We start from the raw sequence: 12,247 nt of genomic DNA, 5'->3' as shown, positions 1-12,247 counted from the left end.
GCTTCACTTAAAAATATCATAATGGACCGGTTACACTTAATTGGACAGTTTCACTAAGGTCATATACACTTGGTTCAAATATAAAAACTGAGGAGAAAACATATGACCAAACGTCAAAGAAGATCGTTTTCAAAGGAATTCAAAGAACAATTAGTACAGCTTTATACGTCAGGAAAACCTCGTGCTGATATTATTAAAGAATACGAATTAACGTCTTCCACCTTCGATAGGTGGGTCAAGCAATACCGTGATAGCGGGTCCTTTGAAGAAAAAGACAATCGGACACCTGAACAGGAAGAACTTATACAACTACGCAATAAAAATCAACAACTGGCTATGGAAAATGATATTTTAAAGCAAGCCGCGCTGATTATGGGACGAAAGTAGATGTGATTCGTCAAAACCGTCACAAATACTCGGTATCAGCAATGTGTGACGTCCTACAAATTCCTAAAAGTACGTACTATTATGAATCTAAAGCTCGTGAGAACACCGAGAACGAACTCGTAGAACAGATTGTTCAACTATTTAAAGATAGCCGACAAAACTATGGTCAACGAAAAATTAAAGTTGAACTCGCTAAATTAGGGTGGACCGTCTCTCGACGTCGCATCGGACGGATTATGAAAGAACAAGGTTTAGTATCTAAGTATACGGTTGCTCAATTTAAACCCATGAAATCCCAAGCTAATGAATCTGAGATTGGCAACTCATTGAACCGTGAGTTTGATCAATCCGAACCACATAAAGTGATGGTAAGCGACTTAACCTATGTTCGTGTTGGGCATGGCTGGCATTATATTTGTGTGCTTATCGATTTATATAATCGTGAGATTATTGGACATAGTGCTGGCCCCCATAAGGATGCGGGGTTAGTTCACCGTGCATTTGCATCTGTTCAAAAAGATCTTCGTCAATTTCAATTGTTTCACACGGACCGGGGAAGCGAATTTAAAAACACGATCATTGATGAGGCTCTTAATTCGTTCGATATTGAACGATCCCTGAGCAACAAAGGTAATCCGTATGACAATGCTGTTGCTGAAGCCACGTTTAAAGCCATCAAAATAGAGTTTGTTAGGGGTTCCCATTTTATTAACCAACAAGAACTTGACCTTGAATTATTTGATTTTGTGAACTGGTTCAATCACATTCGCATCCATGGTTCACTGGATTACTTAACACCTACCGAATTCAAGTCGAAAGACCTTAACGTTTTTGTCTAGTTTAGTGTTGACATACCATAATTTTGATAATTAAATTAGTTATTTTTTACGAATTCTCTCCTATTTAAGTTATTATATATATAATAGGAAGAAACTCTATTTTAGAAGGTGATAATTTGACTTCATATAAATTCGCTTTGCGTAGTAGCAAATCAACTTTAAAAACGGGTCAGGATATACATATGTGTCACATTGTTGTATTGAATGACAAAGGGCTATTTAAAGTCCATCCCGTTTCTAATTTTCTATATACAAAAAGAGGTGCGAAGTATAATACATTGAAGAGCAGAGGTCAGATAATCACTTCGTTTTTAAATTGGCTAAATAAAAATATATTTATATTCGATGAGTCAGAAGCTAGATTATCAACATTAGACTTCTTCAAAGTAGAATATTACCTTAACCAATTAGTATCTGAAAATAAATCCGCAGTTACTATCAATCATAACATACTTGTATTAAGGGATTTTCTATTTTATCTAGTCGAAATCAGAGTGATAAATAATCCTTCCACGGTTTCAGAAATACAAACAAGAAAAGTAGATAGATTCAATAATTTTTTTGACCTTTATTCTAAACCAAATTCAAGCGAGAGTGACGATTTAATACACGAAATACACCCTAATTATATAATAGAGTTCCTACAATTAGCATACAAATACACAAATCCTATTGCATTAGGTGTTTATATGCAGTTTTTTGGTGGACTAAGGCGTGGTGATGTTGTTAATCTCACCAGGTCCAGTCTCAAATCAAGAGGGGCCTATGGTGAATTAGGTCTTGAAGCTATAATAAGAAATAGAAATCTTCGACCAGACCTAATTGATAGCGATGGAACAAACGATGTAAAAAAACCTAGAAATCAAGTCATTTTTAGCAATAAATTGTTAGCGAAATTTTATGAAAGTCATCTAAAAAGTTACAAAGATAATAGTGGCAATAACGCTTTATTTGTTGATTCCAATAAGATGCCAATGTCTGGAGCAACTTATCAATATTACTTTAATAAATTGAAAAGCATATTCATAGAAAAACTCTTAAAGAGTAATAATATTGAAGTATCAACATATGGACTTTATTTAGATAGCAAACAATGGAGTACTCACATTGGACGTGGAACATTTTCAAATTGGGTCGCAGAAACTACAAGCAATCCTTTAGATGTAGCAATAGCTAGAGGAGATAAATCAGTAGAATCCTCTCTCGTTTATATGGAAAAAAGTAAAACATTCCTTGATGGTGTAAATAAGGTGATTAATTCAATGTATGATGAAGCGTGGTTTTCAGAATGAAAGGTGTGAAAAAATGTTTTTTACAAAAGTAGAATTGAAAGAAGTTATTCAACAATTAGAAGATGAAGTCTCGATTAAAGATATTAGAATGATATTGAAAAAAGATAAATCCCAGATTTCATATTTAATGAAGAATTATATGAATCACTATTATTCGAAAGGCAATAGATACTTTGTGAAAAAGGAAGATTTTATCCAATTTTTGAATAAGCATAATAACTATCATCTTCTAATAAAGAATAGCCCTCTATATATTTCAAGTGACGAAATAAAAGAAGAGTATAGTGACTTGTTTTTTAAATACGATATTTCAGAATTGAATAAAGCTCTTAAACCAAAAAGAATTAACCTTGATGGTTTTAAAAAGATGTATAAACTCCCCAGAAAAGAGGTAAAAGAGTTCTATGAAAAAAGAAAAGAAAGCCTCAACAAGATTGACAATTCTTCTAATAAGTTAGAGCAATCATTTCAAGAACTTCAATGGAACGAAAATTATATATATCATACAGTATTAAGGAAAGAAATGGGCTGTCCAGATTGGTATTTACCTCATTTAGTTAAACATAATAAATTACCTAAATCTATCATATTCAGTAATCATCGTGGCTATTGCTTTATTCATAAAGATGATATAAATAAAGCAAAAGATATGTATAGCAACAAGGAAGTGTTTGGCAGACATTCCTTTATTGACTACTCAAATGAAAAATCCCCTTATGATAGGTTTTTGAATATTATAAATAATCAAAGTATGGAACACGAACTTCCAAGAACCCATCAACTATATGATGATTTTATTCTTCACTTTATAAATCACAGTAAAACACATTATAAAATGAATGCTATTGCTAACCGTGCAAAAGCTTATGTTTCACTTCGGAACTTATTGACTAAAGAAGTTTATCTCTTAAGTAATAAAGAAGTCGAATTTCTATTTCAACAAGATATTTATAAAACACACAAGGAAAATATAAAATCGTTTTTATCCTTTGTTAAAAGCCGTGAAAGAACGCAATACAATGTGATACCTCAAATTAAAAATATAAACATCAAAGATAAAAATAAACACTCTATATATAGTAAAAATGAGTTTTTTAAGATGTATAGACACGTAATTCGTATGGATATACATTTAGAAAAGTCTATTGATAGTTTTGAATATTGTCAGGATTGGTTTTTTCTACTTATGTCTTTTAGTAATGCTTGGAGAGTTCCAGACATTTCAAATATGCCGTCACCTCGCCTTACATTATTAAATAAAGAAAACATTTCGTTTGAATGGTTTCAGAATAGTAGATTAACTATTTCAGAATCAACAAGATTATTAAAGGATATACAGCAAAACCACAACCATAAAATAAATAAAACGGGTGGATTAAACGAGTTCTTTGTTCCAAATGATATGATTGTTCCAATAGCTACATCATTAGTTTTATTAGAGCTATATCGGAAAGAAAGAAATGAGAATACAAATACTCTAATGCCCCGTTACAAGAAAAGTGTTCCAAACGGAAAGCAATTAAAACGATTGTTTATAGGTGATTTCCCTTATTACGTATTTAGTCACGTAACCAAATCTCTATTAACTTATTCCTATGTTACTGCTAACAAAATGGGGACCCACGCTGGCGCTGCAAATGCAATTTCAACTAGATTAAGAGGACACAAAGATGAGGACACTATACAACATTATGTTCTACCTACAATTGATGACCCATCAGATGCTACTAGACATTTATTTCGTAGAGGACACTTTGGATTCTTATATTCTCTTCTTGTAGATTTATGGTCAAAAAACGAAGAGCGTGAAATAACGATGGAAGAAAAAACGGAATCTATTGAATCTCTAATGAATATTTTCACTTCTAATGATGTAGAAAATGTTGCAAATTTCTTTTTTGACCAGCGAAGTAAATTACAGAGTGTAGCTGATAGAGTAGCGAAAATGTCTTCTGATGATATTAGTCAACATTTAGAATCTATTCACAATGGGGAAATGCCTTCTTATAAATTAGAAGCACAATGTTTTGTTAGTGGGAACTGCGTCCAGTTAAATAAAAATTGCAATAGTTGCCCCTTCTTAATACCTAAAATCACATTTCTTAATAGTGCTAAAACAGAGTTATATGACTTAATTGATAAACTTAAAAACATCAATGAGGACAACATAAATGAAAGAGTTAAAACCACTCACCTTATTTTAAGTCTATTAGGCGTTGTAAATCAGTCAGTAAAAACATTCGGCAAGGAGTATGCAAGTGAATATATTGATTTTCAACATCTTAAAGGTGAATTAACTTCCGTTCAATACAAAATGTTGGAGTGATACAAATGAGTAGAGTAGAAATATTTAAAAATTATTTGATAAAATATGATAACTTAAAAACCTTTAACTCTAACCAAATAGATTATTATAAGAATCTATTTGAATCTTTAATAACAAAAGGAGCCATCATTGATTGCGATTTCGATGATTCTGTCTGGAAATTTCGGGATGGTAGATTTTGGCGTAATATCGAATTTGGTTTCGAACTTAATCCAAAAATAAATACTTTATTAAAATCTTATACAGTTTATTTAACAGAGGAAGAATTATTACCTTCAACGATTAAACAAAAAATAGATATAATTTCTGATAGCATTTTTGAGACAGAATTTTACAAAAGAGAAAATGTTGATAAATTGCTTGACTATATTATATTACAAGTACCAAAATCTAAAAGGCATTATTATTATACGTATAATAAGGAATTCTTTGATTTTTTTATGCCAGAATACGGTGAGATTTATATTAATACTATCGAAGGAAATACTAAGCCTTATAGTTCCAAAACAAAGCCTTTACCTCCTTTTGAAGATATTTTAGAATTTGATAATCGGCTTATGAGTTTTTACAATTCATCAAATTCCAACTTCTTAAAAGAGAAATTTCTACCAATATTATTGTGGTGGAAATTAACTATGATTATACCTATGCGACCAGAGGAATTCGTTAGTCTTAAAAGAAAAAATTTTAAAAAAGTAAATGGAAAATATAAATTAAAAGTGGAAAGAAGAAGACCACCAAAACAGTATCAAATAAAACCAACAACTACTTTTTATATGCCAACTTCTATCGGAGAACTGATTGATTCATATATAGAATTAAGCAATTCACGTTATTCTAAAAATATTCCACTGAAACAGAAAGATTATATTATTCCATCTTATATGAGAACACATTATTTAAGTGAAAGGGGACAGTGGTCATCCAGAGAAAGAGTGAAAGAAGATAATTATTATATGGGGCCTACTGTTTTCTATAATTTATTACAAGACTTTTATAGTGATGTAGTAGGTGAAGACTTAATTCCATTAACTACAATTGATACAAGACATTTGGCAATTTCAAATATGCGAATGCAAGGCTATAATCCCCTTACAATTGCAAGATTAGCTGGACACGCAAGTTTAGAGACTCAAAACCATTATGCAAATCATTTAGAGACTTTTCTTGATAGTAAAATGAAACTACTGAGCCAACAACTGTTAGAAAATGAGTTCCGCTCTACAAATTTTTATACAGAAAAAGAAGTTGAGAATTTACAAGTAGTTCAACAAATTAAGGAAAACAGTGCTTTGAGTATCAAAAATACTGATAATATGCGTGAAATCGAAGGTGGCTATTGTCAAGATGAGTCTTTTCCAAATAACTGTATTAGTAATTGTTTGTTATGTCCATTCTTTCAGATTGATTTCAATAAAAAAGATGAAATTCAAGCACTATTAAAAGACACAACGCATTCTTTAAACAAAATGTATCAAGAGCAATTGAATTCATATAACTTAGCCATTGAACAATCCGTAAAGCATTTCAAATATCATAAAGATTTGGATAAACCAGAGCTTAGTAATAATGAAGAAATTAAAAGTATAACACAATCAATAAATAAAAGTATTTATGATATTGCACGACTTAATGCTCTTAATTATCAAATTGAAGAAAGGAAGAGCAAAAATGGTTAGACCTCAAAAATATAGTGATGAAGATTTAATTGAGTTATTAAAAGAAGTTCGAAGTCAAGTCACTGTGGATGTTTCTCCTTACTTATTAGAGAAACATACAGGAGTTTCAAAATCAGTTTGGAGAAATAGAATGTCCCAGCAAATAGAGAAATTAAACCAAAGTTTTACAGACCCTTTTTCTGAAACAAAAGGTGACTCAAATCTACCACTATTAGAAAATGTAGCATCTATCTATTCCAAATATAAAGATAATGAAAAAGTTCTTAACTCTAAATTAAATTCATATGATGTCTTTGTAAATAACTTGATGAAGCAAATATCTCAATTGAATAGTATAAGAAGCGAGTTAGAACGCAAAGACCAAATGATACTGTATTTTGCAAGAGAAAAATACATAGTTTTGCAATCAAAAATACATAAGATTGCCAGCCCTTTTTCGCTATTCTTGATTAGATAGTGCGTGCTTCACTCTAAAGCTATCTCCAGTGAAGTTTAGTACATGCGCATGGTGGATCACGCGATCCACTAAGGCAGCTGTTAAACGTGAATCTGAAAATATCCGGTTCCATTGACTAAATTCTAAATTGGACGTGATCATTAAGCTTTTTTGTTCATACCACTCAGAGATGAGTTGAAATAACAGCTCTGCTCCTTCTTTTCCGAATGGAATGTATCCCATTTCATCTAATACGATTAAATCAACCGTTTTAAACTTGTTCCTAAAGTTTCGTAATTTTCCGTCTTGCCACGCTCTATCTAATTGATCAACGAGATCTGAAACACGGAAGAATCGGACCTCAAAACCATTTCGACAAGCCTCCCGGCCTAACGCTGTTGCTAGATGGGTTTTACCTGTTCCTGGTGCTCCTGTTAAGATGACATTTTCGACGCGTTTGATAAAACTGAGGGAAATCAGTTCATCTTTATCTAATTGTTGAGGAAAATGGATATGGCTTCCCCAATGATAATCATCCAGTTCTTTAACATGTAAGAACTTCGCCTTCTTCATTAAGCGGTCCGCTCTGGCTTCCTCCCTTAAAGCGAATTCCTTTTCAAATAGCTCTTTTAAAAATTGCTCTTTTGTTTCAAATGGTATTGATTCATAAACGTCTGCTACATACGCTAATCTTAGTGACTTGCACATGGCTTTAATATCCCGCGTCATGTTGACTCACCCCTTGGAATGTTTTGATCATAAAGGCTCCAGTCAACATCATATGGATGGTCGTCGTGTTCAGGTTGTAGATCGTTATCTATTAAGTCATAAAATTGATCATTAATTTGTTCCATATCATGTTGGGCCAATTGATGAATCAACCAACGCAGCCTTTCTTTTCTTAAACGATGATCCTCAATCCGGATATATTCAAATATTCGAACCGGCAAGTATGGTTGGTAACGTGAATACTCTATGGCTCTTGGCTTATCCAGCCAAGAGGATAGAATACCTTGCCAAGGAATTTGTCTTCTTTTATGCATATACGGTCTAACATCTTTCATAAGGATCTCTCCGTTAGGAGATGTGACTTTAAATTGATCCCAATAAAGCACTAATCGAACTTGTCCAAAATTATAGCTCTTAGGTACATGTACTTTGACTTGGTCGACCACAATTTCCCCATATTTATTAGCTTTCACCCATTTTTCTTTAAATATCGGATAATCTTGATCAGGAAGATGAAGCATGTGTTGATGTTCATCTTGATAAAGGTCTTCAATTGTTTGTTGTTTTACATAATGTTGGCGTTGGCGATCTTGTGTCAGTTGGTCCTCCAACCAGTCTGTGAGTTGTTCATATGACGTCATGACAGGTGCAGGTGTTGTGAAATTATATCGAATATAACCAACTTTATTTTCGACATGACCTTTTTCATGGCCACTATAGGGATTACAAGCTTGAATCTCACAACCATAATATGCTGAAAATTGATGGAGTTCATGGGTGAATTCAACTTCCTGATGGCGTCCCCTAGGTTTAATAACAGCTGCTTTTAAATTATCAATTCTTAGCACTCTAGGAACGGCTCCCATTTGTTTAAAAATAGTTTCTAGCCCTTTTAAGAAACATTCTTGGTTTTCACTTGGTAACGGAACACAAAAAGTTGCGTTGCTATAAGGTAAACTAAGGGACAAACCATGAACATCGACATATTGACCATCTTTAACAGCTTCTAACAAGCCAAAATCAACTTGCGCTTCACCTGGAGGATGTTGTAACCTTTCGTACCCCTTATCCTTCGTGGAATCATCGTTGATCTTTCCTTCACGCCAGTCTTTAATAAAATGGCAAACGGTACGATATGAGCCTTCAAAGCCAATGGCTTGTAATTGTGCAAAAATAGCTTTATTCGTACGACGCTTTTTGTAAGGTAGTTTATAATCTTCTATAAGCCAATCCGATACGATCTCACCCCATCCTTCTTCATGCATCATGCCTTGTTTGGGTTGCACGTTTTCTTGAGGCACCCAATCCTTATCGGCGTACTTTTTAGCTGTACGCCAATTAATACCAAGCATTTCAGCGATTGAATTGACGGATTTTGATTTTTGATTTCGTAAAACTTTGATACAATTAATTTCAGACATTGCCAGCATTCCTTTCAACCTCCACTGTTTAATTGATTCGACACCAATAACAGTAGTGGTATTTGATTGGGCTGGCAAGTCTTTTTTTTTGATTGCAGTGTTGTGTACTTTTTAGTTGCAAACTTCTGTACTTTTATTTTGCATTACACAGATACTAAAACTCAATGGAAAGATTGATAAACTAGATAAACAAAATAAGGAGCAAAAAGAAAGAGTAAAGCATTATGAACAATTATATTTAGACGCAATAACTCAAAGTTCTTATCAGAAACAATATAGAACTAAACAAACAAACGAGCCGATTTCTACTAATAAAAAAGATAATATAAAGAAAATAGACTTTATAGGTAGAAATAGTGAATTATTTGATAACTAATACCATTAAAACCAAACAATTAGTTAAAACCAATATTTATAACTGTCTATAATATTATCATATTAGGGTTGGTGGTTAAAACCACCCTTTTTTTATATCATATAATGCTTCAGCTCATGTTTAATAATACCAATCAATGCTTCTTCCCCTAATTCATCTAAATATTTGGGGTTAATTTCAATTGTACGAGTCTTAGGAACATAACGTCCACCTGTCGTTCGGAGTCGTCTGTTAAAGATAATGTGATCTTTGAATGGTTTTTGAAAATAGCGATTAGATAAATCAACTGTGAGTTTGTGCAATCTATGTTCGTCCAAGGAAAATCACTCTTTTCTAATATTAGCATCTTTAAATAACCTACATATAATATAATAAAACGATTGTAGGTGATGTTTATGCCTAGTTGGTTACAGCTACAATTACAACGCGCTTTCGCCAATAAAAATAAACGGCAAATAGTGACACTCAATCAATGCTGGTACTATTATAAATTTGATATAGAATAAACCTACGAACAACCTCATGTTCGTAGGTTCATTCACTTTAACTTGTCATCGGTATCATCGTTAGGGCAATACGTTGACGTTTCTCATCGACTTCCTCAATCCATACAGTGACGATATCGCCAACTGCTACCACATCTAACGGATTACGGACAAACTGATTAGATAATTTTGATACGTGGACTAGTCCATCTTGTTTCACGCCAATATCCACAAATGCACCGAAATCCACAACATTCCGTACTGTTCCTTGTAACTCCATCCCTTGTTCTAAGTCTTCCATGGATAAAACATTCGTTTTTAGTAAAGGTTTTGGCAGTTCATCACGCGGGTCGCGGTTTGGCTTTTTCAAATCTTCTACGATATCTTGTAACGTCAAACGGCCGACATCTAGCCCTTCACCTAATTGTTCCAATGATTTCTCACCTAATGTTTGACGAATCTCTTCTGTTCCAATGGCTTCTACCGTCATATCAATATTAGCTAATAATTGTTTTGTGACATCATAGCTTTCAGGGTGAATGGATGTACGGTCAAGCGGTTGATTGCCGTCCAAAATTCTTAAGAAGCCAATCGCTTGTTCGTATGTTTTATCCCCCAGACGCGGAACTTTCTTGATTTGTTTGCGGTCTGAAAAACGTCCATTCTCTTCACGATAAGCGACGATATTATTGGCAACGGTTTTATTTAAGCCTGAAATATATTGCAGCAGTGAAGATGATGCTGTATTAACATTAACACCCACTTGGTTTACTGCTGTTTCAACTACAAATTGCAGGGAGTTCGCCAGCTTCTTCTGACTAACGTCGTGTTGATACTGTCCTACACCGATCGATTTCGGATCGATTTTAACAAGCTCACTTAATGGGTCTTGTACACGTCTTGCAATCGATACGGCAGAACGTTCTTCAACTTGTAAGTCAGGAAACTCTTCCCGAGCTAATTTTGACGCTGAATACACACTCGCGCCCGCTTCATTTACAATTAAATAAGCGACATCTAGATTATGCTTCTGAATGACATCAGCAATAAACTGTTCCGTCTCACGTGAAGCTGTCCCATTCCCAATCGCAATTAATTCGATCGGATATTTATTTAAAAACTGTAACACTTTCTTCTCAGCACCTTCTACGTCTTTCTTAGGTGCTGTAGGATACATGACATCTACTTCTTGCATTTGTCCTGTATCATCGACGACTGACAACTTACACCCTGTCCGAAAAGCAGGGTCAACGCCCAGGATCGTTTTGCCTTTCAACGGTGGTTGTAGGAGTAAATTACGTAAGTTCTTTGCAAAAATATCAATGGCATGCTCTTCAGCATCATCTGTTAAAGACGTACGAATATCACGCTCGATCGATGGTTGGATTAAACGTTTATAACTATCTTGAATCGCTTCGTCAATGAGTTGTGCCTCTTCTGTATCTTGATTACGAATCACCGCTCGTTTCAGATAATCCAATACTTTATCCGCTGGTGGTTCAATTGATACTTTTAGAACTTTTTCTTTTTCACCACGGTTGATCGCCAACACGCGATGAGGTACGATTTTACGAATAGGTTCTTCATATTCGTAATACATCTGATAAATTTCTTGTTCGTCTTCGGCATTCTTCTTCAACTCAGTTTGAAGTAACCCATGATGGTATGTAAATGCACGAATATCATCACGGAATGCCGGTTCATCCGAAATCCATTCAGCTATAATGTCATTAACACCTTGAATGACAGCATCCACATCAGGCAACTCATTTTCCTCAGAAATAAAACTCTCTGCCTCTTGCCGTAAATTCATCCCTTGTTGTGCCCATACTTTTAATGCCAGTGGTTCGAGACCTTTTTCCTTGGCAATCGTCGCGCGAGTCCGTCGTTTTTGCTTATAAGGACGGTATAAATCTTCCACTCGCTGTAGTTTTGTTGCTTTCATAATATCTTGTTTTAATTCGTCAGTTAACTTCCCTTGTTCGTCTATTAAACGAATGACTTCTTCTTTTCGTTCGTGTAATTGTTCTTGGTAATCGTAAGTTTCTTGAATGGCTTGGATTTCTGTTTCATCTAATCCTTTAGTTTGCTCTTTACGGTAACGGGCGATAAACGGAACCGTATTACCGTCTGATAATAATTGAACAACGGTTTGAACAATCGTTTGATCTAATTTTACTTGTTTTGAAACAACATCGATTAGTTGTGTTTTGACTTCTGTCACGTTCGTCTTCCTCCTCAAATCATAATCCTTTTAAAGTATAACAAAAATCAACG

Annotated in this window: 10 protein-coding genes; 6 read left to right on the top strand and 4 right to left on the bottom strand. The window is 34.0% G+C overall.

Annotation, left to right across the window (positions count from 1 at the left end):
• The first annotated feature begins 102 nt into the window (after nt 1-102).
• The 5 genes from ACKXGF_RS02585 (at nt 103) to ACKXGF_RS02565 (ending at nt 6,980) form a co-directional block, all read left to right on the top strand.
• Nucleotides 103-1,226, top strand: a protein-coding gene (locus tag ACKXGF_RS02585; protein ID WP_411954739.1) for an IS3 family transposase whose coding sequence is annotated in 2 segments (ribosomal slippage) — nt 103-352 and nt 352-1,226 — 1,125 coding nt in all. Because the reading frame shifts where the segments join, the coding sequence is not laid out codon by codon here.
• 116 nt (nt 1,227-1,342) lie between these two features.
• Nucleotides 1,343-2,518, top strand: a complete 1,176-nt coding sequence (locus ACKXGF_RS02580) for a hypothetical protein (protein WP_411954738.1) — start codon at nt 1,343-1,345, stop codon at nt 2,516-2,518.
• A 13-nt stretch (nt 2,519-2,531) separates the two neighbouring features.
• Nucleotides 2,532-4,844 carry a hypothetical protein gene (locus tag ACKXGF_RS02575; RefSeq protein ID WP_411954737.1) on the top strand — a complete coding sequence of 771 codons (2,313 nt, stop codon included), beginning with the start codon at nt 2,532-2,534 and terminating at the stop codon, nt 4,842-4,844.
• 5 nt (nt 4,845-4,849) lie between these two features.
• Nucleotides 4,850-6,523 carry a site-specific integrase gene (locus ACKXGF_RS02570; protein ID WP_411954736.1) on the top strand — a complete coding sequence of 558 codons (1,674 nt, stop codon included), beginning with the start codon at nt 4,850-4,852 and terminating at the stop codon, nt 6,521-6,523.
• A complete protein-coding gene (locus tag ACKXGF_RS02565) occupies nt 6,516-6,980 on the top strand; it encodes a hypothetical protein (RefSeq protein ID WP_411954735.1) in 465 nt (154 codons plus the stop codon). Before ACKXGF_RS02570 ends, ACKXGF_RS02565 begins: the two co-directional genes overlap by 8 nt.
• On the opposite strand, the gene istB is transcribed toward ACKXGF_RS02565, so the two are convergent.
• The 3 genes from istB to ACKXGF_RS02550 form a co-directional block, all read right to left on the bottom strand.
• Complete coding sequence (gene istB / locus ACKXGF_RS02560) at nt 6,963-7,688, bottom strand: IS21-like element helper ATPase IstB (RefSeq protein ID WP_411953787.1); 726 nt, start codon at nt 7,686-7,688, stop codon at nt 6,963-6,965. The two genes, ACKXGF_RS02565 and istB, sit on opposite strands and share 18 nt — an antisense overlap.
• Nucleotides 7,685-9,187 (bottom strand): IS21 family transposase, encoded by a 1,503-nt coding sequence (gene istA, locus ACKXGF_RS02555; protein ID WP_411953786.1) that lies wholly within the window; start codon nt 9,185-9,187, stop codon nt 7,685-7,687. Before istA ends, istB begins: the two co-directional genes overlap by 4 nt.
• A gap of 390 nt (nt 9,188-9,577) precedes the next feature.
• Entirely contained in the window at nt 9,578-9,802 is a 225-nt protein-coding gene (locus ACKXGF_RS02550) for a SprT-like domain-containing protein (RefSeq protein WP_411954734.1), read from the bottom strand.
• Between the two features lie 72 nt (nt 9,803-9,874).
• Here ACKXGF_RS02550 and cmpA point away from each other — a divergent pair, with 72 nt between their 5' ends.
• Nucleotides 9,875-9,991: a cortex morphogenetic protein CmpA gene (gene cmpA / locus ACKXGF_RS02545; RefSeq protein WP_411954733.1), complete on the top strand. Its 117-nt coding sequence runs from the start codon at nt 9,875-9,877 to the stop codon at nt 9,989-9,991.
• A gap of 37 nt (nt 9,992-10,028) precedes the next feature.
• Here cmpA and ACKXGF_RS02540 read toward each other — a convergent pair whose 3' ends face one another.
• A complete protein-coding gene (locus ACKXGF_RS02540) occupies nt 10,029-12,194 on the bottom strand; it encodes a Tex family protein (RefSeq protein WP_411954732.1) in 2,166 nt (721 codons plus the stop codon).
• Nucleotides 12,195-12,247: the final 53 nt, after the last annotated feature.

Source organism: Alkalibacillus sp. S2W, assembly GCF_046764385.1.
In the GTDB taxonomy this organism is placed as follows: domain Bacteria; phylum Bacillota; class Bacilli; order Bacillales; family Alkalibacillaceae; genus Alkalibacillus; species Alkalibacillus almallahensis.
The sequence above is the reverse complement of the archived record's forward strand: the minus strand, read 5'-3'. Positions and strand labels throughout refer to the sequence as shown.

Excerpts from the sequence above, each read along its gene's own strand:
- ACKXGF_RS02575 (WP_411954737.1), top strand. The coding sequence starts at position 2,532 with ATGTTTTTTACAAAAGTAGAATTGAAAGAAGTTATTCAACAATTAGAA.
- ACKXGF_RS02570 (WP_411954736.1), top strand. The coding sequence starts at position 4,850 with ATGAGTAGAGTAGAAATATTTAAAAATTATTTGATAAAATATGATAAC.
- ACKXGF_RS02565 (WP_411954735.1), top strand. The coding sequence starts at position 6,516 with ATGGTTAGACCTCAAAAATATAGTGATGAAGATTTAATTGAGTTATTA.
- istB (WP_411953787.1), bottom strand. The coding sequence starts at position 7,688 with ATGACGCGGGATATTAAAGCCATGTGCAAGTCACTAAGATTAGCGTAT.
- cmpA (WP_411954733.1), top strand. The coding sequence starts at position 9,875 with ATGTTTATGCCTAGTTGGTTACAGCTACAATTACAACGCGCTTTCGCC.